The organism is Halobellus clavatus, assembly GCF_900107195.1.
Lineage (GTDB): Archaea > Halobacteriota > Halobacteria > Halobacteriales > Haloferacaceae > Haloquadratum > Haloquadratum clavatum.
This window is the reverse complement of the sequence record NZ_FNPB01000011.1, coordinates 60,061-84,902: the sequence shown is the minus strand read 5'-3', so window position 1 is coordinate 84,902 and position 24,842 is coordinate 60,061. Positions and strand designations below refer to the sequence as shown.

Annotated in this window: 14 protein-coding genes and 1 pseudogene; all 15 read right to left on the bottom strand. The window is 61.9% G+C overall.

Going from position 1 to position 24,842, the window contains the following annotated elements:
• Positions 1–22 precede the first annotated feature (22 nt).
• Complete coding sequence (locus tag BLU74_RS14495) at positions 23–1,171, bottom strand: hypothetical protein (protein WP_089768591.1); 1,149 nt, start codon at positions 1,169–1,171, stop codon at positions 23–25.
• 349 nt (positions 1,172–1,520) lie between these two features.
• Positions 1,521–2,159, bottom strand: a complete 639-nt coding sequence (locus BLU74_RS14490) for a hypothetical protein (protein WP_139175828.1) — start codon at positions 2,157–2,159, stop codon at positions 1,521–1,523.
• A 102-nt stretch (positions 2,160–2,261) separates the two neighbouring features.
• Entirely contained in the window at positions 2,262–3,293 is a 1,032-nt protein-coding gene (locus BLU74_RS14485) for a transcription initiation factor IIB (RefSeq protein WP_089768587.1), read from the bottom strand.
• 140 nt (positions 3,294–3,433) lie between these two features.
• Positions 3,434–4,936, bottom strand: coding sequence for a hypothetical protein (locus tag BLU74_RS14480; RefSeq protein WP_139175826.1), 1,503 nt, complete (start codon positions 4,934–4,936; stop codon positions 3,434–3,436).
• 137 nt (positions 4,937–5,073) lie between these two features.
• Positions 5,074–7,692, bottom strand: a complete 2,619-nt coding sequence (locus BLU74_RS14475) for a DEAD/DEAH box helicase (RefSeq protein WP_089768583.1) — start codon at positions 7,690–7,692, stop codon at positions 5,074–5,076.
• Between the two features lie 116 nt (positions 7,693–7,808).
• On the bottom strand, positions 7,809–8,141 hold the full coding sequence (locus BLU74_RS14470; protein WP_089768581.1) for a hypothetical protein: 333 nt from the start codon (positions 8,139–8,141) through the stop codon (positions 7,809–7,811).
• A gap of 79 nt (positions 8,142–8,220) precedes the next feature.
• On the bottom strand, positions 8,221–8,427 hold the full coding sequence (locus BLU74_RS14465; RefSeq protein WP_139175824.1) for a hypothetical protein: 207 nt from the start codon (positions 8,425–8,427) through the stop codon (positions 8,221–8,223).
• Entirely contained in the window at positions 8,427–9,158 is a 732-nt protein-coding gene (locus tag BLU74_RS14460) for a DNA polymerase sliding clamp (protein ID WP_235853665.1), read from the bottom strand. Before BLU74_RS14460 ends, BLU74_RS14465 begins: the two co-directional genes overlap by 1 nt.
• A 403-nt stretch (positions 9,159–9,561) precedes the next feature.
• On the bottom strand, positions 9,562–9,936 hold the full coding sequence (locus tag BLU74_RS14455; RefSeq protein ID WP_089768574.1) for a hypothetical protein: 375 nt from the start codon (positions 9,934–9,936) through the stop codon (positions 9,562–9,564).
• A 333-nt stretch (positions 9,937–10,269) separates the two neighbouring features.
• A complete protein-coding gene (locus BLU74_RS14450; protein ID WP_235853667.1) occupies positions 10,270–10,944 on the bottom strand; it encodes an RPA family protein in 675 nt (224 codons plus the stop codon).
• Positions 10,924–11,835 (bottom strand): annotated as a pseudogene (locus tag BLU74_RS14445) (replication factor A); the annotation flags it as partial. The pseudogene BLU74_RS14445 and the gene BLU74_RS14450, both read right to left, overlap by 21 nt.
• 248 nt (positions 11,836–12,083) lie before the next feature.
• On the bottom strand, positions 12,084–12,710 hold the full coding sequence (locus tag BLU74_RS14440) for a hypothetical protein (RefSeq protein ID WP_089768572.1): 627 nt from the start codon (positions 12,708–12,710) through the stop codon (positions 12,084–12,086).
• 410 nt (positions 12,711–13,120) lie between these two features.
• Positions 13,121–14,551 carry a hypothetical protein gene (locus BLU74_RS14435; protein WP_139175822.1) on the bottom strand — a complete coding sequence of 477 codons (1,431 nt, stop codon included), beginning with the start codon at positions 14,549–14,551 and terminating at the stop codon, positions 13,121–13,123.
• A 2,038-nt stretch (positions 14,552–16,589) separates the two neighbouring features.
• Positions 16,590–16,814 (bottom strand): hypothetical protein, encoded by a 225-nt coding sequence (locus BLU74_RS14430; protein WP_089768568.1) that lies wholly within the window; start codon positions 16,812–16,814, stop codon positions 16,590–16,592.
• An 803-nt stretch (positions 16,815–17,617) separates the two neighbouring features.
• Positions 17,618–24,736 carry a P-loop NTPase family protein gene (locus BLU74_RS14425; protein WP_139175821.1) on the bottom strand — a complete coding sequence of 2,373 codons (7,119 nt, stop codon included), beginning with the start codon at positions 24,734–24,736 and terminating at the stop codon, positions 17,618–17,620.
• Positions 24,737–24,842 lie beyond the last annotated feature (106 nt).

The following is a 24,842-nucleotide window of genomic DNA, read 5'->3' as shown; positions in this document are numbered from 1 at the left end:
GCCACACACGGGGCCCGCCGAGTCACGAACGGACGTCACGGATTCGAGCGGCAAGTTCTCGACGAAGAGTGACGAGTTCGTCTCTGTGCTGGTTTCGCTCGATGGTTTTCTCTCTGAGTTCGCGGTGGAGGTCCCGCAGCGACCGGCCGGATGTCGGGGATGGGGAGGGGGCAGGTTGGTCGGACACCTCCTCGTGGTCGGAGTCGGCTTCGTACTCGGGGATGTCCGCGCCACGAGCGCGGAGTTCGTCGACGGCCTCCCAGAAATCCTTCCCGGATGGATACTCGCCGGCGGTCGTGATGATGTCTTCCTCGAGAGCGACGACCTGGAGGGCGTCGAGAACAATGAGTCCGTCCCGATAGATCCAGCCGTCATCCATCTCGGCGAGGCGGGTCCCGGAGTCCGAATTCGTCCAACAGGGGTTCCGTGATTTCGTGCCGTCACTACGAGTTTCCGTAATTGGCGAGGCAAGGCGGATTTCGGACGGTCGCGTCGTCTCGACCGCCCGGTAGACATCTTCGATATTGGTCGTGAATGTTGGCGGTGACCGTTGAGATGGAGACGGCGAGGGGGCCTCAGACAACGCTTCCGTGGGCGGCTCTGAGGCCTCAGATGAGGTATCTGCCTGTGGCTGCGGGGCCGTGAACGCATCGACAACGTCGTCGATGAATGCCTGCGCTGGCTGCGTTTCGGTAGGCGTCCCGACGAGATGTTGGCCGGACATCGCGACGAAACGGGCGGAGTCGTAGACTTCGATAGAGGGGTTCGGAAAGGTGTCATAGGTGGGAAGATCGTCGGTAACAGTCGTGACGTCATCGGGGAGCTGACCACGGCAGAGGATGTGAACGCCGGTTCCAGAGGGGGAGACATCGGCGTACGAATCTGCAGTATGCAAATGTTCGTGGACGACGGGGTGGATAGCGCCAGTTCCCGGATCACGAGCATCGTCGTAGTCGACGACGACGAGGTTTTCGTCGGGGTACTTGTCACGGTTGCGGATGACGTACGCAAGCGCGAAGCCGGCGGAGAGTTTCTCGACCCAGTCTTGGGCGGTGTCGAAGTCCGTCCAAACCGCCGGGTTCTGAGCATTGACGTACCGCTTGGGCCAGTCCGGATAGGCGTAGGGCGCTCGTGGGATCTTTCTGGCGTTGTCGGTTGGCCTCCAGGTCAACCACTGGTCGTGGTCACGACAGTCTGCTGGATAAGTGGCCGTCTCAAACGCGGGGGTTGGGGGACTCGTGAATGGCATAGTGGGATATGACGAGGGGAGGTGACGATGTTATCTGCGCGTTCTATTCCGGTCGCGCGGGAGAAATTAGTAGAGGAATCGAAGAGGGTCTACAGGGGTAACAATTCAGAGATCGCCGTCGGACACCCTAACGCGGTGGCTTAGAGGAGAAAATCAATACGTCGACAGTCGTGTGGATTAGCCTACGGGTGTATATTTTGAAATGATCAAATCTCTTGATTGTTCGGAGTCGATGTGGTCGGCTTGAAATTAGATTCAGAAGCATCCATATTCAGGGAGAACTGAACTTATTTGACCAGTATGCGATGAGGGGAACGCCGAGGAGGGTTGGCCATAACCACGCGATAATCCCCAGTTCGGACGTGAGGTTGACAGCTGAAACGGCACTAACCGTAGCAATAAACGCGCCAATCATCCGTTGGAGGTGGTTGATCATCCATTCTCCGGAGTTCTCACCATAGAAGGAACGAATATCCAGTGTTCCGAACGCAATTCCGATTCCACCGAAGACGATCATTACGACCCCGAAAGAATTCCCATCAAGAAACCAGTTGATGCCCCACAGACCAAGTCCCACACACGCAAGAACGACGCTCCCAGCAGCTCCCCAGTCGACCATATGGGCAGTGCTGGTCGGCCGTTTCCGAGAGAGTGCACGGTATCCCGAGAACGCAAGGTATCCACTAAAGATCGCGACGAGCGTGAGGATGATGCGGAACGCCACAGGGTCGATAGCTACTAGAACGAAGACTGTCGCAACGACAACGCCCATCGATACGAGAAAGACCTTCCCGACTTGTCGATGTCTCCATCCTCCCTTTTTGGTCACGAGTGCACCGAGGCCAGCGAACAGAGCGACTGTGCCTGCAGCAATGTGCAACCACAGTAACCACACCTCAACTGTCGGCATAGCTGAAATTCAGAAACTGCCTTCATAAAGATTGGTGCGTAATGCAATGTTCCTTGGTTGAGCTTACCAGTCGTCAAAATGTGGTCGCTCACGTTCGAGAGGTCAGGCTTCGACCATCGGGAAACACGTATCCTGGATGTCGTGGTAGCGGTTGCGAATCGTGACCACACTCACGTTCGCGGCCTCCGCAAGTTCGGATTGCGTACACGAGTTACTAGAAGGCGAATCTGAGTGGTGCGTGGCGACGTAGAGGGCAGCGGCGGCGATCCCGACGGGATGCTTCCCGGAATGGATGCCTGCCTCCATAACGTCCTTGAGGAGTTCTGTCGTAAACCGCTTGGTCTCCTGGCTGAGATCGAGTTCCGAACAGAGACGGGAGAGATAGTCCCGTGGATCGGGTGGCGGGACTTCGAGTTCGAGTTCACGGACGAGATACCGGTAGGTGCGCTTGATGCGGATTTTATCGTCGATTCGACTGACCTGCGTGAGGGCTTCGAGATCCTGTGGGAGACCGGCCTGCCGGATAGCGGCGTAGACGGCTGCAGTCGCGACGCCTTCGTAACTCCGACCGGGGAGGAGGTCCTGATTACTGGCCCGGCGGCAGATGACGGCGGCGATGTCGTAGTCATCGTCGGGGAGATCGAGAGCGGCGGCCATACGCTGAATTTCTGAAAGCATCGCCTTGAGGCCGCGTTCCTTCGAGTTCCCGGTCCGGGACCGTTGTTGCCACGTGCGAAGTCGGGTCAGCTGCGCTCGCCGTTGTGAGGAGATGGTGTTCCCGTGGGCATCCTTGTTGCGCCAGTCGATCTCGGTGCTGAGGCCAAAGTCGTGCTGGGTTGGCGTGAGTGGGCTCCCTGTGTGGGACTTCTGTTCGCGTTCGTCCGCAGAGAAGGCCTGCCAGTCGGGGCCGCGGTCGATAGCATTCTCCGTGACGACGAGTCCACAGTCAGCACACCGGGTTTCTCCATGAACGTGGTCGACGTGAAGATCTCCGTCGCACTCGGGACACGTAGCGGTCCTAGCGGCGACGGCGGCGTCAGTGGTCTCGGATGGTCCAGTCGTACGCTCCGAGTCGGGTATCTTGCGAGTCCGAATCCGGTTGCTATCGGGAGTAGATGAATCGTTCTCGGTCATAGTGAGGGACGGAGAGGGATCGGTGATGACTCCCGCCACCTCACGTCGGGGGCGAAAAACAGGAACCGAGAGGTAAGACGGTGGATATGGCTTTAGGATAGGGTGTACACCCCTGGTACCGAGTGAAAATCACCAGGTGCTCAGCGGGAAGTTGAGGACGAGGAGTCCGAGCGAAGGAAGGACTTGAGACGAGCGAGACGTCCACCTGAGTCGTCGGCTGTGGAGTGCTCGAGATTGCCATCGTCGTCAGCGTGGGTGTCGGCGACATATTCAACGATCGCGACGAGCGTTTGTTCATCCAGGATGTCGACGAGCGTGTCAGTGTCGAGGGCACGAACTTGGACTTCGGCGTCGTTCTTGAGGGCGTCTTCGAGTTGGGAGTTACGGACGTGGATACGCCGAAGTTTCTTTGTTCGCTCATCGAGTTCGGCTTCGAGTTCGTCTATCCGCTCCTGTCGAGCTTCGAGTTCGGCTTCAAGGCGGTCGATTTCTGCCTTGTAGAGTGATTCTGCGCCCTCGCCGCGTCGGGGAGAATCGCGGCCACGCGTCCGACCGCTGCTGTGGGATGACCCCGGGTCGGACGGTGATGAACTGCCCGTCGCCTGGGCGTCGGCGTCGCGGTCAGGGGTGTAGTCGGGGGCAGAGTCGGGAGCAGGCGACCAGTCGCTTGCCGATGGGGCGGCCTCCGACTTGTCCTCCTCGTACTCGGGGATGTGCGCGCCGCGAGCACGAAGCTCGTCGACGGCCTCCCAGAAGTCCTCCCCAGAGGGATAATCTCGTTCGTCGGTAATGATGCCTTCCTCGAGGGCGACGACTTGGAGAGCGTCGAGGCCGATGAGACCATCGCGGTACACCCAGCCTTCATCGAGCTGAGCGAGGCGCGTGCCAGACGAAGAGTTCGCCCAAGATGGATCCAGTGACTGCGTACCGTCAGCGCGCTCCTCAGTGACAGTCGAGCGGAGGCTGATGTCTCTCGGTCGGACGTGCTGGATGGCGTCGAAGACATCCTGAATGTCGCTCGTGGTCTCGACGTCTTCGATGTCCTCGCGAGTGGTATCCGGTTCAAAGGCGACTTCATCGGGGGTCGCTGCGGAGACAGTCGCATAGTCCTCGACGAGCCCATCAAGGAAGGTCCGGCAGTCGCGCGTCTCGGTGGGTGTACCGGCGATGTGTCTGCCGGTCATCGTGATGAAACGCGCGGATTCATAGACCTCGATCGACGCCTCGGGAAAGGCCTGGTGTTCGGAGAGGTCGTCAGAGATGGTCTTGACGCGCTCGGGGAGCTGACCGCGGCAGAGGATGTGAACGCCGGTTCCAGACGGAGAGACATCGGCGTAGGATTCGGCGTCAGCAAGATGATCGTGGACGAGGGGGTGGATTTCACCCGTGTCGGGATCGCGGACGTCGTCGTAGTCGATGACGACGAGGTCGGTCTCGAAGTCGTTGCGGTCGGGAATGACGTACGCAGGTTGGTGATGGGGAAGTTTATCTGCCCATTCTGCTGCGGTCTCGAAGTCCGTCCAGATGGTTGGGTCCTGCGCGGAGACGTACCGATCTGGCTGATTCGAGTTGTGATAGGGTGCGCGGGGGATCTTGCGGCCGTCGTCGGCTTCCTTCCAGGTCAGCCATCGTGAGACCTTCATACGGTCCTCGGGATAGACGCCTGACTCGGTCGGTGGGGCGGGGAGATCGCTCGCCATGAGCAGTCAACTCGCCAGAACATATACAGTTCTCTGACTTTAGTCCATGGGTGGGTGTCGCGAAGAGGACGATGTAACGGTCAGGCTGCCTGCGTATCATCGAGGAGGAGTTCCGCAAGGAGGCGCGCGCCGACCTTGTCGAGCGTCTGGTTGCTCAAGGCGTCGTGAGGGTGGTGGATACAGGCCGGGCATCCCTCATCACATTCGCAGTCGGCAACGCGAGTCTGTGCGAATTCGAGGGCATCCTCGAGGTGCTGGAAGATGCTACGAGCGAGGCCGACACCACCAGGATGGTCGTCGTAGAGGACAATCGTAGGGTGACCGGTTGTGTCGAGACGCGAGATTGCGAGCCCGCGCATATCGCTGCGGTCGCAGAGGACGGTTGCTGGAAGGACGCCCAGCAGTGCGTTCGTGAGGGCGTAGAGGCTCCCCTCGAAGGACGGCGATGGCGCGTCAGGGTCATCGGCGTTGGGATGCTCCTCGGTGAAGGCATCCCGAATGGCGGGCGGGATGGTGATGACGAGACCATCCGAGGAGAGTTCGGTTTCCGGAAGGTCGGTCTCGATGGGAACAGGTCCATTCAAGCTCCCGGACTGGTGGGTGTAGTAGCTGACGACGGTTTCGCTGACGGTCAACTCGGTGAGCTGGACGGCGGGGGGTGCTGTGTCGGCGCTTGCGTCACCGCCGTCAGTCGCAACCTCAGGGTCGGCTGTGCCGGGAAGGCCGCGTGACTCGTCGGCGTCTTGGAGCGTGAGCGTGCGGTCTGTGACCGCGCTAGTCGTGTAGGTCGCGTTTGTAGGCTCGACCCACGCGATTGGCGAGGCAGAACCGGATGCTCCCGGCGGGGTTTCCGGGTTGAGATCGATGTCGATGACGCGGTATCGCTGGCCTTGATGGAAGTAGATCGCGCCGGGGTGGGCATCACGAAGACCGGAGGCGAGTGGAAGTTCACCGAGAACGTCGAGCTCGTTACTCGCGGGGATATCCGGGGGGGACTGGTCGTCCGGTGTCACAACGATACGGAGCGAGCGCGAGTTGATCGACCGGAGGGAAACGTGCTGGCTCGGCGGCGGTCCCCCGTCGGGAACGTACGTCCACGTGATATCTGTCGATGTGAGCGAGCGGTCGAGGACGCCGGCATCGGTGAGTGCTGAGACGTACTTCGGGAGGTCATCGCCAAACCAAGTGTTGTCGTCGGTGGAGAGGGGGGCTTCGGCGGCGGCTGCCGGAAGGTGTTCGGTAAGGACACGTGGGTTCTGGGGGTTGCATTCGACGGATTCGACGCTGCCGTCAAGGAGATCGTCCGGATGGTCGAGTGCGTATTGGTCGAGCGGATCAGCGCCGCCGACGAGGCCGACAATGCTCGGGTCGGTCCCCCGGCCGGCACGGCCGGCTTGCTGGAAGAGTTCCATCCGTGTTCCCGGATAGCCGTCGACGAGGACGGCGTCGAGGTTCCCGATGTTGATCCCGACCTCGAGGGCGTTCGTGCTCCAGACGACGCGGATGTCGCCGGAATGCAGCCCGGCTTCAAGTTCTTCTCGCCGCTCGTCCGAGAGTGCGGCCTGATACGCGGCCACGTCGTCGGCGAGGCTGGGATAACCGTCACGCTGGAGGCGGCGAGCGGTGACCTGAGCGTACTGTTCGGCCGCTTGTCGACTTCGCGTGAAGACGATGGTCTGGAGACCGCGTTCGACGAGCGCCGCTGCGAGACGTGCGGTCGTCCGGTGTGTCGATCGAGCTTGCCCCTGCTGGCCGCGGGGTGGTTGCCAGAAGAGCCAGTGCGTTGAGCCGCCGGCACTTGTGTCCTGGTCGACGACGTGAACGTCGGCCGGGTCGACGCCAGTCAGCTGGACAGTGTGCTGTCGGGGGTTGTCGATGGTGGCTGAGCAGGCGACGATTGTCGGGTCAGCGTCGAAGGTTTTCGCAAGCCGGCGGAGTCGTCGAAGGACGACGCCGACGTGACTACCAAAGACGCCACGGTACTGATGCTGTTCGTCGATGACGATCAGGTCCAAGTTGGAGAGGAACCAGCCCCAGAGTTTGTGGGCGAACGGGAGGATGGAGTAGTTGATCATATCAGGCGTCGTCGCGAGAACGTGCGGTTGCCGCTCGCGGACGCGACGTTTCTGGTGTCGAGAGAGTCCGCCCGTGTAGCGCCCTGCGTCAAGACTGGAGTCGACGTTCTGGAAGAAGTCGTAGAGATCGTCGGCTTGGTTGTTGATGAGAGCGCGCGTCGGTGCGATATAGAGAGTACGGGCGTCGTCGACGAGGGCGCGCTCGGCGGCGAGAATCGAATACGGGAGTGATTTCCCCGACCCGGTCGGGGTCGCGAGGGTGACGTGTTTGCGGAGTCGAGCGTGCCGAATCGCTTCCGCCTGATGGTCGTAGACTTGATCGATGCCCTTCTTGCGGATCGCCTCGGAAAGCTCCGGGCGCAGAGGGACATCCGTAGTCTGCGCTGACCGTCCAGTCATCACGCGGTGGTTCACGAGGGTTCCACCGACGGTGGCCTCGTTCTCGGCAAGCCAGTCGACAGTATTGTGGATCGAGGGGCGTTCGCCGGCTGATCCATCGAAGGCGCGTGTCCCTGTTTTGAGCTCTACGTGCTGGGAGACTGCCGCGTCGGTGCTCGGCTTGGAGCGACTCTTCGAGCCGGCACGCGATACGTTCGACTCTGACGGTGGTGACTCCTTCGTCATAACGTCCTTCACCTCCAGTGGAGGGAGAGAAATGCCGTGCGGGGATGCCGGAGATCAGTGATGGTTCTTCGGATGACGATGCCTCGACGAGCGGAGCGAGATGTTCTCAAGGCCGACTACGGAGTAGCCTCAACGAGTGCACTTGTCTCGTCGTCCGTCGGCGTCGAGCGACGTGCGCGCACCGCCGTCGGGGGAAGGAGTTCGAACGCGATATGGCGGAACTGCACGAGTCCGCACGACTCGTTCGGGCAGACGATAACGTTGGCGTCGGCGTCAATCGCGCTGCCGGGGACAGCGGGAGCGTCCTCAGGGAGGATGCTGTCTTCACCAAGGTCGCGCTCGTCGTCGTAGAGGGCGAGATCGGTGTAGTAGTAGATCCCCTTGTGCTCGCAACGGGGGCAGCTGTACGCGAGGATCTGACCAGCGGGGGCAGCAGCAGAGGGTTTCACGGGCAATCAATCGAAAGTGCGTTGCCCGGACGTTTAACCTCAGGGGTGCAGCCGGGGCCGGGCGGTAGGAGAGTGGGGATCAGGGATCGGCTTCCCAGTACTGGATGGCGAGGCGGCCGTTGCCGAGATCGTCGACATCGTAGGCAATGTCGTCGGGGATGTTGAGGTCGACGATGGCTTCACCCTCGACGAGCTGGGAATCATCGAGGCCAGTCTGTTCGGCGCTCGTTTCGAGTTCAGGATCGAGTGGTGGAGTCGAATCGGACGTCATGGATTCTGGAGACATCAGTCACTTTGAATCCGAGGGGCGAGCATCTGGGTGACAGTGGCGGCGCCGTCGGCGTACTCGTAGTTGAATTTCGCGGGGAAGTCCTCGCCGAGGAGGATTTCGACTTCGGCGTCCTTCGGGATCGCCTTGTTGAGATCCTTGAGGTAGTCCAGCGAGAAGAGCGAGTCGGCAGCGCCGATCTCGAGGTCGATGAGGTCGTCGCGACTGAGTTCGAGGTCGACATCGTCGGTATCGCCTTCGGCGTGGACGCGGAAGGCCTCGTCGTTGGGATCGACGATGAGTTCGACGTGGTCTGAGACCATATCGGCGGCCCGAACAGCACGGTCGATGTCGCGACCTTCGAGGACGACGCGTGCTGGGAGGTCGAGGTCGGGGATGTCGGGCTCTTGGCGGATCGTGTCGGGGTCGAGGAGTGCGAGCGTGTACTCGAGACCGCCGAACTCGATGATGAGCTTGCGGGTCTCCGGGTCGAGCGACATCTGGATGAGGTCGTCGTTGTCAGCCATACCGACGACGTCGGCGAGCTTGGTGAGGTCGACGCCGAGGACGCCACCATCGGCCTGATAAGACTCGAAGGCGGTTTCGGTGATGTTCGTCTCGTCCATCGCGACGTTCGCGGGATCGACAGCGGCGAGGCGAAGGCCGAGATCGTTCAGGTGGACGCGAGACTCGTCGACGAGAACGCTAAGCGTGGTGATCGTCTGGTCGAGGCGGTCAGCCTCGATGATCGCCGAGAACGCCTGGGGTGGGCGGGAGTCGGACGGCGACTCCTCATCGCTGCCGTCACTATCGGTCTCTGCGTCATCTGCTTTCTCGACTTCCGTCCCGTCAGCGTCGGGGGCTTCGGCCTCCGTGTCAGAGGCGTCAACCTCAGTATCGGCCTCGACGCCGATGTCGGGCTCTTCATTTGGGTCGGTGTCGGTACCGTTGGGTGATTCGGGTGTGGATTCTGCCATAGGTGTGATGGATTGTGATCGTTGGGATCGTCGTGATTGTCGGTAGACGCGAGTAGACTGTTCTCGAGGCTGGTGTGGGACGTCTCACTCGAGCTTACATCTCTCGTGGAGTGCGAAAAACGGCCGTACTGGACGGACCTGTGAGTCCTTGGTGGAGGCATCGTAGTCTTGACGGTCAGTCCAAGTGGAGGGTCGTCCAGAGATCGAACGCGGCGTCCTTGTAGAGGACAGTCTCGCAGTCCGCGCACTGATACTCGACGGCGCCGAGCCGGTCACCTCCGCCGAGCCGCGTGACTTTGCCGCCACGATGCCGCGCAATTTCCGTCCCGATGAAGGAGGACACGATCAGTCTCGATCCACAGTGCGGGCACGGCTGCCCCGGCTTCCAGTCCGGACGGCGACTCGTATGCACGTGATGAGCAATGCCATTCGAGCTCGGCGAAGTGACGGCGTACGGTTTGTACTCCGCGAGGGGGTCGTACTCCTCATCGGCGAGCACGGAGTTATCCGAGTGCTGGTTCGGAGACTGTCCGTCACGATTGTCGGTCATAGGAAATCCCTCACTCTCGGCAGGGGAGAACAAACTACTGCCTGTCCGATACGCGAGCGGACGGCTCTAGATGATTAGAGGTACTCGACGGAGATTGAGTAGTCCACGGTCGATTCTTTTTCGTCGACAAATGCGAGGGACTGCGCTTCGTCGATGAGCCAGTTGTTCGCGGCGTCGACAGCCGCTTCTACATCGTGACCGAGCTCGGGGTGGGTCGGGAGCGTTTGCGAAAAAATCTTGCCGGGGAGAAACCCCCCGAAGCGTGGATATGGAAGTGCGTGAGACGAGTCGAACGACGGAGGGAGAGACAGCGTCAGCGGGGAGTGCGCCGCCCTACTCGTCGTCCTCTCCTTCGTTGATCTCGCCAGCCTCGAGGTCGTCGAGAGCGTTGCTGACCATCGCCTCGTAGGCATCGATGTCAGGGTCGTAGAGGTCGACCGCCATCGCATCGTAGTTGCGCTCGTCGTCGTTCTCGGTGGGGTCGTCGGGGTCGAACGCCTCGAGCCGTGCCTTCGTCTGCTCGGCGGTTTCCGCGACCCACGCGTCCCGAGCCTCACCGTCGACAATGTTGATCGACTCGGGACGGATGGAGACGTTGACGTCACCGTCGTCGGTCTCGTAGGTGCGCGCCTTGCCGACCACTGCGACGTACGCCGGGGCTTCCGCGTTCCGTAGGACGCTGGCAGCCTCGGGCTGGTACTGCCCAGCGTAGGCGAAGAACGTCCCGGTCGGGCCCACAATGCGGGCCTGCCAGTACTCGGAGTCGTTGCCGACGTCCGTCGTCTCGGTCAGCGTTCCGACCACGAAGACGCGATTGGCTTTCTCACCCGACGGCAGCAGCGAGTACACGGGCGCACGGTCTTCGTCGGATTCGGTGAAAGTGCTCGTTGCGTTGTTGAATTCTTCTGCGAAGACGCGCTTGGCGACCTCGCGATCACCGTTCGCTGCACTGCCGGGCGAGACAGCGTCTTCGGAAAGCGTGTTCCCCTCCTCGCAGTCGTTGACCACGAGGTAGTTGCCGATGACCGGCCCGGAGACCGTGTAGGAGTGTCCGAGGATCTCCTCTTCGACGGCGTCGGCGACGACGCTCGTGTCGAGAGCGTCCATCGCCATCTGCTTGGCCTCCTCGATGGTGATGCCGGTGAGATCCTCGGTGGCTTCCTGATTGAAGAGGACGTCGTAGGCCGTCTGGCCGTCGTCGATGACCGCCTTCACTCGGAGATCGAACTCACCGTCGACCTCGCCGTGTTCGGAGCAGCGCCCGTTCTGGAGAACGCGCGTGCAGTCCTCGCCTGGACATCGCTTGACGAGGCCGCTTCCGGGTTGGACAGCCACGACTGCGCCAGCGGCCTCGATATCGGTCGAGCCGACTTCGAGGTCGGCGGCGTCCTCGTCGTCGACGGGAACGATGTCGGACGCGGAGTTGACCTGGACGCTGAGTCGGTCCTGGTACTCGTCGGAGACGACGTTTTCGAATCGGTACACGCCATCTTCCTCGATGGTCGGTGCGTCGGCGGACTCCCACACGGTCACCTTGATGGTGCCGGTCTCGTCACCGATGAGGCCGACTTGAGCGATGGAGTCGACGTCATTGTCCCAGAGCTGGACGACCTTCGCCGTGACCGAGAGCCATTCGTTCGGACCCTCAACGGTCGCGATATCGCGCTCGTCGGCCGGACCGCTAGAACCGCTCTGGCCGTCCAGATCGTCGTACTCGAGTCCGTACGCGTCGAGGAAGTAGTTCCGCGTGGTGCGGACGGCCTCGTCCTTCGGGACGCGGTATTCGTCGACGAGCATCGAGAATCGCTCGGCGATCTCTGCTTCGTCTACGTCGACATCGTCCGGGAATTGGTCAGCGAGCTCTGCCGCTTCGTCGGGAATGGAATTAGCTACTGCCATCATTGGTCACTCCGATTCGCGTTCGGGAATCGGCTGGTGGGACGTCTCGAGTCAGGTCGACGCCCTGCGCGCCTTCCTGCTCACGCCCCTGCACCCCAATCCGGGGGAAATAAACCGCCGTTGCGACGGGAACGCGGGTGGTGGGTGTCGCCACGAGCGCCGGGATTCGGCTCATTACCTGCATAGTCGTGAGTCCCCCTTCACCCCCCGCGGGGGGATAAACCGCGTGCGGTGCGTTCGGTCGTTGGTCAGAGACGATGCTCGGCCAGCCTCCGGCGAGCGGTGCGGATCGTCGAGGCGAGACGGGCGACGATCCGTGTCCTCCAAATGCGTCTGTAGGTAGGGGCGGCGGTGCCGTCATCTGTCTCCCGCGAATCGGCGTCGAGGATATCTGAGTCGTCGGGGCCAGGGTCGGCGCGGTCGGATGTGGACGACCACGAGTGGTCGTCAAGACTGGGGATCGCAGCCGCGACCTCAGCATCGGTTGCACCCGTTGGAACGCCCGTTGCCGAGTCGAGGCCAGAGTCGGGATCAGCCGGGTCCGCGGGGTCGTACTTCCGGCGGACGACAGCAGAGGCGTCCTCGAGAGGGACACTCCAGTTGGCGAGGAATTCGAGATCCTCGACGACCGCGTCACGGGTCGGCGGCGTCTCAGTCGTCCGAGCGAGATGGGTGACGAGGTACTCCGCCACTCCCTCGCGGGACGCAGTGAGGTACTGCCGAGTGGCCGTCTGTGCACGATCGACAGAGAGACCGTAGTCCGCGACGAGTCGCTGCATATGCTGGTCGATGATGTCCTCGGACGCGACGTCAGCCGGAAGGTCGTTCATCAGCTCGTTGACCGCCCGTTCGATGCGAAGCGTCCGTTCGGTCATCGATCTTCACCTGCCTTCCCAGGCCACCAGTCGTCCTCCTCGATCGTCGGTGGCTCGTAGAGTCCCGGTTCGCGGGGTGACTGACGAAAGTCCGACAGCTGTGCTTGACGCGGTCGCGATCGCTCACGGGGAGCTGCTGCACTGGACATCTGTGAAGTCACCTCACCCCCTGTTGGGAGGGACAAACTCACGTCGGTCGCCACGGGTGATGGCGTCGCCGAGCGCCCCCACGGACCACGCGGTGCTGTCGAGGTTGTGGCTGCGCGCGCAGCGACGCTCGGGTCGCGAGCACGGAGCGGTGGGCGGGGCGGTGGGTAGTGGGTGCCGGGAGCCACACACGAACCAGCCGGTTGCGATGCCTACCAGAGGACTACTCGGGGTACGCGCAAATAAAGCGACCGAGCGATGGCTTACTCGTCGTCCCGCCGTCCGAGCGTGACCTCGGTCGCCCGCTCCATATCGATGTGGTTGATCCACGCGTGCTGGTCGCTATCGGCCGACCACGGAGCGATTGTCGGATCATCCGACTGCCGCTTCCGCCGCGTCATCGGGCCGTCACCCCGGTCGAGGATGGTGAGGTCCGTATCACCGACGACTGCCAGGGTCGCATCACCCTTGTAGGCGTTGACACGCACCCGCTCCGCCCGAATCCGGTCGCCCACCGCGAGCGTCGGCTTGTCACCCGCCGCGAACCAGACCGTGAACTTCGCCGTGTCGCCGGCCTCGTCTTGCACCAATCCCACCTGGTACTGCGACCGATGCTTCGGCGTCCACAGCGTGGTCACCTCCGCCTCGACCGTCGTCTCCCACTGCTCGTAGGGATCGATCGACCCGATGGGCTGCTTGATCTCGGACATCCGCTCGAGTGTCTCCTTGACGGCGATCGTCGCGTTCATCACGTCCGACCCGTCCTGGATGTGCCGGGCGATGCACTTCCCGAACGTCGCTCTGGACATCGCTGCTTCGCCTTGGAAGTGCTCGGCCAGTCGCGCGGCACCCTTGTTCACCTGAGCGAGCGTCTCCTGGTCGAGTGACGCCCGTGGGTCAGGGGCGTCACTCACGGACGTCGTCGTGACCGGTTCGTCGTCTGCCGGGTCGACCCGCTTGACGCCGACCGTCTCTGCCGGCGGGCCCTCCCACGGGTCGTCGCTCTCTGAGACGGAGTGGCGAATCGGTTGCCGCGTCCGCATATCGTCCCGCGACCGCGCCGCCCGGTTGATGCCCGCCACCTCAGCCGCGATCGCCTTCGCGCGGTTCCGCTCATCGGCCTCGAACTCGCCACGCATTCGCTCTTCAGTCGCCAGCGTGTAGTGCTCCGGGGACACCTCCGCGAACGGCGCTTGCAGGTCGCGTCGAGGCTCGGGGACGTCCATTTCCGCGAGTGCCTGCTCCCAGTAGACACCAGTGGAGACACCACGCACCAACTCGCCGACATCGCCCTCAACGACGTCGCCCAACTGCTGGCCGTGCATCACTGCCTGAACGTCCGCGTAGGTGCCACCTGCGCGGCCGGTCATCTCGCGCCTGTGGGGGAGCCCCGTCTCGTCAGCTTGGTCGTCCTCGTCCGACGTTTCGTGCTGTGAGGCAGCCGCCCGATATTGCGCGTCCATCCGCGCCGAGCGTTCTCGCGCGTAGTTTCCGGGGACAAGTTCCTGCCCCTGGCTGTCCTGGACCGGTTCGTCGTTCGGGGTCGGGGGCCGTTTGTCGATGTCCACACCGACCACGTTATCGCCGTTCTCCAGATGGGGACTGCTGTAGAGCAGATCCATCTCGAGTTCGTCGTACTTGTCAGGCTGTCCAACCGCCGATGGGCTTTTTTGCCCTGAGTTGAAACTAGACATTGCTGTTTCACGGGGAGTGATCCCCTGTCGGGCGCGCTCCATCGCGCCCGTCTTCTGACCGCCGACCGACGGGTGTATTCGTACACCCTTCACCCCGCGGAGGGGCGAACAAACCCACCGCGGGGCGCGCCGGAGCGGCCGACGTTCCGCACGCCGACCGCCCGGCGCAGCCTGCCGACGGCCCGACGCCCTGTCACGGGCTACCTGACTCTATGATTTCAATCCCCCTCAACAGTTGGAAGGGACTGTGCGTCTTGGCCGCTGGCGCGGCCGATTTCGGGAGAAGGGACCCGCGGCGCACCGATCGGATGCGCCGCGGGTAGTGTCTGCCGGAATCGAGGCCCGCGCCCAGCGCCACAAGCTGGAAGGCGTCCGGCGGGTGCACCCCTGACGCGGGCGCGTTCGGGAGAAGGGACCCGCCGAAGGCGGGTAGTGTCTGCCGAAGGCGGCCGCGATCAGGGGAATGCACGCGCCAGAGGCATCCGGCAAGTGGTCTCCCCAAGACGTGCAGTTCATATCCGACAAGTGGGGGGATGGTTTCCTCTTAAGCGTTCCTTCCGACACGGCGAGAGGTACTGAGGCGGCCGATTCCGTGGAGAAGGGGCCCGCGCGAAGCGCGGGAAGTATCTCCGCGGAATCGCGGCCCGCGTCAGGGCCTCGAGCTTGTCGGAACGACGGCGCTCGCGCGTGTGTGATAGCGCGAGCGCCGTCGGGTACCGGCAGGGGAGCCGGCTGCCGTCGTGAGCTGGCCGATGTCAGTGGAAGGGACCCGCGCGAACGTGTGAGCGCGGGTAGGGTCCGCTGAGATCGTGCCAGGTCAGGAACGGCACGGCGGCTTCCCCCGCCCGTCCCGTGGACGCTTAAGAGGAAAGAAATTAATTTTTGCTCGGCGGCTTCTGGCGGGTGGCCCGTACCGCCAGAACGAAGCCCGGTGCGGGGCCCTGCCCGCCGAGGTACGGGAGTCGCGAACCCGGCAGATGCGGCCGATGAACAACGTGAACCAGCCGCGCACGGCCGATTCCGGGAGAAGGGACCCGCCGAAGGCGGGTAGTGTCTGCCGGAATCGAGGTCCGGGTGCGGGTCGGTGAACGCAGATGAATCGGCCGCATATGGCCGGGCTGAGTCGTGCGTCGCCGCGCGCTGAACCGGTCGATTTCGTGTGGAAGGGGCCCGCGCGAGCTTGCGAGCGCGGGAAGGTATCCGCGCGAAATCGTGACCCGGTCCGGTTCAGCGTGCTGGCGACGTATGACTCAGGCGAACGGAGTGAGCGACGCGATCTCCCGTGCCTTCGGCTCGGCAGGCCCCGTGCCCGGCTTCGCCCCGACTCACCGGGAGGCCGACAGAGGCGCCCGATTTCCGTGGAAGGGACCCGCCCCGGTGGGGGCGGGTAGGGTCCGCGGAAATCGCTGGTGGCTCCGGCGGCCCCTCCCGGTGAGTGCGCGGCGCGCGCTACTGCACGCGCCAGCGCAAGGGGGCCGACCGAGTGAGGAAACCTGGTCGTAGCACGACCCGATGTCTCCCGAGGCCGCCGAATCCGCTCGATGAGCGGTGTTACGAGACGCCGTCGCGGACTGGAAGGGACCCGCGAGCGGGTTGCGCTCGCGGGTAGGGTCCGGTTCGCGTCGGTGTCTCGTGACCGCGCAATCCGCGGACTTCGGCGGGTGAGTGGACGACATCGGCTCCCACGGACTGGCCGGTGAGGCGGCCGATTTCGGGGAAAGCTACGCGATTCCCCGAAATCGCGGCCCGCCGTCAGCGGCCAGAGCGTGTGGAGCAGGTCCCGGAAATCAGCCGCCGCTGCGACGCGGTCCTGATTCACCCACGGAGACCGTCCGACGAGCTCTGCTCGTCGCGGCGGTCTCGATCCAAAGCGCGCGCGACCCCGACGCGCGCGGCACCCTTCTCGAGACACACCGATCGGCCATACATACGCGCCAGAGCAGCGAGCCGGCGGCCATCACACCGGAACGCGGTGGCGACAGCGACCACTCGGCCGCCGAGGCCACACCGCTATGCTCTATCGACAGCCCACGGCGTCTCACGACGGCGCGATCCCCAGCCTCGAGTACTGCCGACAGCCCCTCGCGGTGTCGACGTCACCGTGCCCGGCCCTCACGTCGAGAATGAACCACGAGGCGAGAGCCGCGATACGCGGCACGTCCCTGGCTTGGTTGAGATACGTATCCTGACGTCCGCGCGCGACAGCCAGCTGACTCCAGTGTAGGCACCACCGCGATACGACCATCCACTCCCACTCGCTCATACGCAACGCCGTACGTTCGCCACGCACGCTCGATGCTACACCTCGACGCCACCCACCAGCTCCTACGTTACGACAGGCCGTGCTCTCCACGCGACACACAACGGCTATTCGCTCCCTGCTTCGGCTACCGACTTCTCTACAATCTGATACGCATCAGACACTCGTCTTCGACGACCGCCCAGGGGGCCAGCCTGTACCCGCTGCCAGGGTACCCGCTCGTCGGAACACATCGGTACCCCCCTTTCACACGAATCCGCCCCCTCTATACTAGTGGGAAAGGGGGTGTTCCAGTTTCTCAATAGCCGGGGATAATCGCTAGACTGCGTAGCGTTCCAGTTTCGAGAGTGCGGAGAGCCGCTCGAAGGGTGTTCTGAGCACGGAGTTGACTATAGGCGCGAAATCGCAAGACAGCGCGGCGTTCCAGTTTATCGAGATGCTGGTGTGTGGTGGTGCGTAGATGTGTCCAGGTTTCCGGTGAAAACCGCAAGACTGCACGGTGTTCCAGTTTGCAAAAGGATCCGGTCTTTGCGGGAGTGTATGCTAATGATTGACGTTCCAGTTTACCATCCCGACGCTATATGGTGATTTTGTGAGTCCTCAGAGATTCGCGTTCCGATTTACCGTTCCAGTTTTGTATTACCGTGCCGTCCGGTGGTTTCTCCAAAATATGCTATTCAGTAATAGTTCTAGAAAATCGAGGATTAAGTGACACCGTCACAAGGGAAATTATCGGAAATATGATTTTGAGTTCATAGTATTAGACGGGAGATCGAGGCGGTAGACTGAGAGAGAAAATCAAGAGGCTACTCGCGCCACTCGAGGTGCGTATAGCACCGCGTAGGCGACCCGTCGATCCGCCGGCGTTTCCGTTCGACCGAGACGCCGAACAGCGCCGCACCCCAGATTTGGAGGAACCGTTTGAACGTCACACTCGAACCTCGGTCAGGGAGAGACTCGAATCCCCAGTCGGTGACGGTGTCGACGTATTCGTCATAGGTTTCCGAACTCGGAAGCGCTCCGTCAGGGTCGGACGTGAGCTGGTTCGCAATGAACGCCGCACCACCTGCCGACTGCTCGGGCGCTGCTTCCGTCAAGAACGACGTGTCTTCTTCTGTGGGATCAACCATCTTCACACCCAATATAACGGTTCGAGTGCTGTCTTCGTTTCCACCTGACGTTGAGACGATATTGAATCCCTCTTCGAGGGCACTGATGACGTCGCGATCGATGTCGAAGAGGTCTCCGTCGATACCGGTGTCCGTGTCGAACGCATCGAAGAGGGAATCGATCGTTTCTGCGAACTCGTCCTCTGATTCTGGTGGGACGAGGTTGTGCGTGCTCGCGAATTCCTGACAACGGTCGAAGGCGACATCCACGTCCACGACGTTGTTCGGTGCAGGACGGAGGTAAGCCGCGATGAACGCGGCGGTAGCTGCTTTCCCCTCATCCTGGAGTGGTTCGGAAGTATCGTCTGTCTCTCCCTCCTCGGACTGCGTTGAGTCAGTATCATCGCCGTCAAGCTCTTCGTCCTTGTTGTCGGATGGCTCGGGAGTGGATTCGTCTGGTGCCTCGTCCGTCGATGATGACGCGCCAGTGTCTTCCTCATCCACTTCAGAGTCTTGCGCTTCGTCGGTCGAGACTTCGTCTTCGTGAGTCCTCTCGGGTGCCGTTCCGGGGCCAGCGGACGCCGGCTTGAGTTCGCCCGTCTGAATCGCTTCGATGAGGTCCTCGACGGGCCGAAGCGTCCCCATCTCCTCGTCGCCCGAGGTCCGATGATCGAACCAGGCGATACGTGCCTGTGCATCGTCGCCGGCGCGGGGCGGCTCGTATCGGACGAGGATGGCATATGCGGTTTCCGGGTAGTCCGGGTGCCGGAATTCGATGTCGGGTACGAATGGCTTGTTGACGCGGACCCAATCCTCACGGAATCGCTCTTCCGTCTCGTACTTGTACGTCTGCTCGCTACCCGGAGTCTCGACGATATAGCGAGCTGATTCGTTTGCGCTTCCCGGGGGACATGTCGCCCGGTACGGGATGCTCGAGGGAGTGAGGTTCTGGAAGTCACCGGGAGCGATACGGAGGTGTATATCCTCGTCATCGGGATGGCCGATGTTGTCGGCGGTCGGGGCGACGAGGAGGCAGTCGTCCGAGTCGGGGTCCGGGTCGCGAACCCAGATCGACGCGCCGGCGCTCTCTGTGTCCGATCGGGGGACGACAGCGGTGACACCGCCGTCGCGGGCGCCGCCGTCGAAGTCGATTGGCGTGTTCGATTGCGAGTAGAACCGGCGACCCGACCACTGAGTGTTCATCGGATCACGGAGGATGTTCGATAATGCGGTGGCAGGTCCAAGGTCGGGGCCCCCCGCGTCTTCGTCCCACGGTGTTTCGGCGACGAAGATGGGGAGGCGACATTCGCCACTCTTCGTAGTAGTGTTAAGCGCCTTCTTGAGGTTACGGAGTTTCTTCGTGGGGTGTCGACGTGGGTCGGTCTCCTCTTCGACTGTGCATAAGATGATGTCGTCAGCGAAGCACTCCGTAGGCTCGCTGGCGAAGACTGTGAGGACGGCGTCCGGGATGTCCCCGGTGTCTTGGTCGATGATCCGGCCACTGACTCGGGTGGGGACTGCGTCTTCGAGTGCCGTCATAGCGTCCCGAAGGCCGGTATCGTGAGTATCGGTCCCAGCGGTTGCAACCCAGCCAGTCGAAAAGACGTTTTCAAGAAGGAGACGAGCACCCTCGGGAGTCAACCGAATGGCGTAGCCCTCGTCGCCGGGGACGTCGTCACGGTGCTTCGCGAGTTCGATCTCGAAGATACCGTCTGTTTCCGGGATGGGAGTGTCGCCAGCGACGCCCCGATGGGTCATAATGGTGCCTAACGCCTCGATCTCATCGGCGCACGCCTTGAGCGAGGGGAGGGCATCGCGGCGACGATTACGTTCTCCCTCGTTGAGGTCCTCTGTGGCGAGGACTTTCTCGACTTCGAGGCGAAGCCGGCGGTACATCTCGTCAAGGCGCACCCAGCGGTACGTCCCGGGTCGTGGTTCCTCTCCATCGAATGGGTCGATCCCAACAGAATTGCTCTCACTGGTCCGGCGGCGTTCGATCGCCGCGGACACACTCTCGTTACTCACAGTGGCATTTTGCTGTTCGAGAGCTGATTCGTCTGCTGGCGCAGTTTCGGACTTCGTGTCGAGACGATCACGAACCGCAGTCGGTGGCCAGTTCCCGGTATCCCGTGCGAGATCGATGAGTTCCTGAATCCGGGCCACTTCATCCTCGGTGAGGATACCTTGGTTAAGGAGAGTCGCGACGCGGCTGTTGAGCGCACGGGCTTGGATGGATTTCTCGTCTTTCCGGTACGTCGGGAGGTCGGTGTGAATCGCCCATTCCTCTGGGGAAAGTGATTTCCCCTTCTCGAGGAGGTCGGTAAGCTCCTCCCACTCGTCAGTCGTCATACTGCCCTTCAGGACGTGATGAAGACTGGACGCAGGCCCTGAGCTCTCAGCGGCCGAGGGAGGAGTCTGGCGCTCGGTATTGGATTGGGTGAGCTCGGTCTTCGCCTCATCCCACTGGTCGCGAGCCCACCCACCTGAGTCGAACAGCGTATCTGGCTGCTCGCTCGTAGTGGATGGAGAATCGTTCTCGCGACTGGCAGATACCGATTCAGCTGTGTATTCATCGGGTCCTGCATCATCCGACAGGACATCTATCGCGCTGACTTCCTCAGCCGGGGAGTCCTCTGCCGTCGAATCATTATTTGGTTCAACTGGGTCTTCGAGGTCAGGGAGCTTGCTGTCGGTGTTGGAGACGCTGTGCAGAGTTTCTTCACCGGGCCCGTTGGGTGGGTCACGAGCGACTATCCAAGTCGCCCACGCGAGGACAACCGGGAGGAGTGGGTCGTCTATTGTGAGATGGTGGGCGAGTTCGGGGATGTTGAGAATCGCCCGGTTACGGACAGCCGATTCTGACTCGTCGTCGGGGATTCCGTACTCTTCGTTCGTCTGGTCGATGACGTCGGCACGAACCTCTCGGAAGGCCCCCTCGAAATTTTCGCGAGAATCGTAGCCTTCGGGGGGTTCCTCGGCATCCTGATGCCAGTTCGGAAGGGGAATGCGGGCGATTTCGATGGTCTGAGACCGTGTTCCTTCGGAAGGTGTCGGATACTGGACGAGCCGGTGGTCGACGGGGAGATCACGGACGTGATCCATGAAGTCCTCGACCTCGAGGTCGGCCGGACAAAGCGCCTTTGCCTGCTGACGCGTGATTTCACCGGCACGCACGACGGTCGTCTGAATATTACCGATGATCTCGGCGTACGTCGGGTCGTCGCCAACACTGTTGTCGGTGTCGGCGTCGAAGAGCTGGTCGGGCGTCTGGACGGCAAGTGAGAGGGAGACAGAGTGGTTGCGGGCGACGGCGATCATCTTCGCAAGGTCATCCGGCTCGACGAGGCGGCCGGCCTCGTCGATGAAGACGCTGACGTAGTAATCGTCCGCAGTTGCCTCCTCTTTGAGGAAGGACTTGTAGAGTTCGAGTTCGTACTGCATTAGGAGTTCGTGTGTAAGGACGAAGTCACGCTGGGCATCCGGGTCAAGGTCCTCGACGTCGAAAATGAGGACGTCGTTCTGGCGGTCGCCAGAGAGGAAGTCGGCGAAGGAGAACCGCCGGGTCGTGTTATTGAAGAGGGGTGCGAGCCGGGCGTCCGTCGTAAGCGCGTTCAGACGGTTAGTGACACCGCCGAGGATCTGCTGGGCGGTGTGCTGTTGGTTGTTAAACGGCGTCTCCATATTCCGCTTGATTGCGTGCGAGCCCGGATCAGGCAGTATTTCCTTGGGGTTGATCGGGATGTCCGGGTCCATCAACCTCGTCAGTTCGGTGACCTGCTGGGTCTGCTCTTGGAGCTGCCAGAGAGGGTAGACGTACGGGCTGGCGTCGTATCCCCAGCGGAACGGCATCACAGTCGGTTGGCGCGATCTTGAATCGTCCTCATTTCCATCATTGGAGTGACTTTCGCCGTTCACGAGGTCGTCAGCAGTTGGGAGTGTGTTACTGCTGGTGTCGCTACCGTTCCGCTGGTACGCAGGCGTGCCGTCGACGCCTGTCGGGTATGTATGCGGTGAGAAACCGGCTGTTCCAAGGGCTCGAAGGACATCACGGGACACGCGGGCGTTCTGGAAGTCGCTCTCACCCATCAGAAGTTCGGCTATCTTCCGGACAGTCTGCATAACCTGTGAGCCGTGTGTCTCCCAACTGGTGTCCTTGGAAGCGATATCAGGGCGCTGGGAAGAGGTGTCGTCGGTTGCGACGCTCTCTGCGGCCTCGGGGTTGCCGTGGGCGTCGTCAGCCTGTTGGGCGGGTCGTGTGTCAAAGACCGTTAGTCCGGGGAGGACCTCGGGCATATCGAACCAGTGGACGTGCTCGCGCACCCAGTCTTCGCCGAATTCATCCAAGAGACCGCGCACAGCGAGTTCACCGACGTTTGCGCCAGGGCCGGCGTAGATGATGATGGGGCCGTTCGTGGCCTTCCGACGCTCGACGATCTCGTGAGCTTGGTCGACAGACTTCCCGGAGCCGGGGAGCCCTTGGTGGAGGATCGACCGGTCCATATAGTCCGTGCGATGTTTGACGGGACGAGCGAGGTCGCGAGCGTGGAGACGATCGAACGCATAGCCGAGCGTGGCCCCGTCAATGTCCGTACCGATGATTTCGTTGTCCTCGGCAGGAGAGAGTTCAGAGAGTGGGGCTGTGTGGGAGAGTTGGCGTTCCATATGGGCTGCGAGGTCGTCCGAGACAGCGCTGGTACTCGGGAGTGCTGTGAACGAAGGGAGTTCGTCGGCGGCGGCGAGGACGATCGGCCAGCGGCGACGGAGAGAGTAGTGTAGGCCGAATGTGGGTGCCCTACCAGCATACTCCTGAGCGCGGTGGAAACGGTACGAGTCACGGAGCTGTCCGAGCGTATGTCTCCGCCATCCAAACTGCCGTGCCCACTTTGCGAGGCGGCTGTTCTCTGGTGGTTCAGTGAGCTTGTTGAACTCGCCGTCAGCAGCAGTCGCCCACGTTTTTGCGAGCCGCCAGGCGTCGTCGCGAGCCGTAGTCCGCTGGCTGGCTGCGGCTTCGGCAAGCGTCTCGGGAGTCACTCGAAGAGTGTCACCACGACTCGCTAAGGTCTCGATGTCGGCGTCGGAACCAGATAGATCGGCAGTACTGTCTATCTCGTTGAGGTCGGGCTGTTCTTCGGTGAAGACGCCCCCGTCACTCGCCGTATTTGTCGAGGCAGAGGTGGAGTCCCCATCTGAATGGAAGAGGGGGGAGGGGACGGGGTGGGCCTCTGAGGAGGGTTCAACTGACCCTCCAGCAGTCTCTTCGAGGGCATCATTCAAGAAGGGTGTGGGTTGGGTGAAGACATCCATCGTGACTTTGAAACTCCGAGTTACACCCTTGTTCTGGAGTTCTTCGTTCCGTGTCCCTTCCGCGCTCGCGACTTCCCCACGGACCCGACTACTCTCTCGTTCTCGAGCAGCAGCCCGGTCTTCCTCGGTGGTATTCTCTCCTGAGCTTGGTGTCGCACGGCTACGCCCACGGCGATTCGTTCGTTTGTCGAACTGGGTACTTTCCTCACCCTCGATGACGTCGAGTTTCTGCCGAATGAGATCACTAAGGTCGCCTGCGGATGTAATCCGGGCACGGAGAAGTGCGGGTTCGTCGGTCTCAAGGAGGGCATCGAGAGCGGCTTCCATCGGAGGGGCTTCTTCGGCAGCGGTTTCGTCGAAGACGTTGAGTCGCTGGAGGAAGTCCCAGCGGCGGGTTCCTCGGGAGCCGAGTGGATAGCTCACGGGCGCTTCCGGGCAGACCGCAGTGAACTGATCCTCAAGATGCTCTCGGAAGTACCGTTGAGGAATCGCCTCGGCTGCAGCTGCGCGTTCGCTCGGTGTGGGCGTGTCCTCGCCGATAGTCCGCCCACCGTCTGTCGCGGCGTCCGATGATTGCGCGTTACTCCAAGGGAACGTCGCTGATGGGGGCGCATCATTCCCGAGAAGATGCTTGCACCGCCGGTACGGCCGGGCGCGGAGGAGTCGCTGGAGCGTCGTCGAGACTGGCGTGACGTCGTAGTCGGGACCACCGAAGGCTTGTCGTACCCAGTTGTGCTTCGTCCGGTCGAGCGTGCTCGTCTGGCCGTCCTCGATGAAGTGGATTAGAACCTCGATTGCGAGTCGGGTGCCATCGCCTTCAGTAGTTTGAAGCTCGCTTTCTTCTCCTCCGATCTCGGGGTCATGAGGTGCCGATCGGATGATGACTTCCAGCCCGTCAGTGAGATTGGGTAGACCTTCGATCTGTTTAGTGATTGTCTCCGGTGAGGCCGGTTGATCGGAGGCCGTAATGCGGTACCAGAGGTCGTCTCCTGGTCGCGGTGGTTCATCCTCATCGAGTTCGTACACGGCTGGTGCATCGAGAGGATCAAGGAGGCGCTTGCTCTTCGCATACGTTGTCTCCGAGACGGCGGCATCAGCTGCGCTACTGGCGCGTGCGTGAGCGGGTGGTGCGATATACGACCACGTGCTGGAGTCTTCGTCGGTGACGTAGTCTGTGATCGTACGGTCGACACGGTGAAACCCTTCGCGGATTGCCCAGCCAGTCATCGCTGCGAACGCGTGAGCATAGACGTTGAGGGTGCGACGGAATCGGAAGAATTTGATTTGTGTTCGCCGGATCGTTCCGATGCCAATAGTGTCGGCCACCCAGACGATCGCGCGGACGAATCGAGACCAGACCGCAAGCATCGCCGTCCACGTCCGCCGCATCCGCCGTGCGACTCCGAGAAGGAGGAACACGACGAGAGACGTGAAGATGACAATCCCTGCGATAATGGGATTCTTGAAGCTCCAAATGAGGAGCCCACCGATGAACTCCTGCACTCCTCTCATCCATCCACGAAATTGATTTGCGGCGTCGACGATCCCACTAAGGTACGGAGCATACCAAGCGGGGCTTGAACTCGACCCGGCGGTAGCCTCCGATTCTCCTCCGTTT

Coding starts and splice junctions, on each gene's coding strand:
- BLU74_RS14425 (WP_139175821.1), bottom strand. CDS start 24,736: ATGAGAGGAGTGCAGGAGTTCATCGGTGGGCTCCTCATTTGGAGCTTC.
- BLU74_RS14465 (WP_139175824.1), bottom strand. CDS start 8,427: ATGTCTCCAGAATCCATGACGTCCGATTCGACTCCACCACTCGATCCT.
- BLU74_RS14435 (WP_139175822.1), bottom strand. CDS start 14,551: ATGTCTAGTTTCAACTCAGGGCAAAAAAGCCCATCGGCGGTTGGACAG.
- BLU74_RS14485 (WP_089768587.1), bottom strand. CDS start 3,293: ATGACCGAGAACGATTCATCTACTCCCGATAGCAACCGGATTCGGACT.
- BLU74_RS14455 (WP_089768574.1), bottom strand. CDS start 9,936: ATGACCGACAATCGTGACGGACAGTCTCCGAACCAGCACTCGGATAAC.
- BLU74_RS14440 (WP_089768572.1), bottom strand. CDS start 12,710: ATGACCGAACGGACGCTTCGCATCGAACGGGCGGTCAACGAGCTGATG.
- BLU74_RS14480 (WP_139175826.1), bottom strand. CDS start 4,936: ATGAAGGTCTCACGATGGCTGACCTGGAAGGAAGCCGACGACGGCCGC.
- BLU74_RS14490 (WP_139175828.1), bottom strand. CDS start 2,159: ATGCCGACAGTTGAGGTGTGGTTACTGTGGTTGCACATTGCTGCAGGC.
- BLU74_RS14430 (WP_089768568.1), bottom strand. CDS start 16,814: ATGAGCGAGTGGGAGTGGATGGTCGTATCGCGGTGGTGCCTACACTGG.
- BLU74_RS14475 (WP_089768583.1), bottom strand. CDS start 7,692: ATGACGAAGGAGTCACCACCGTCAGAGTCGAACGTATCGCGTGCCGGC.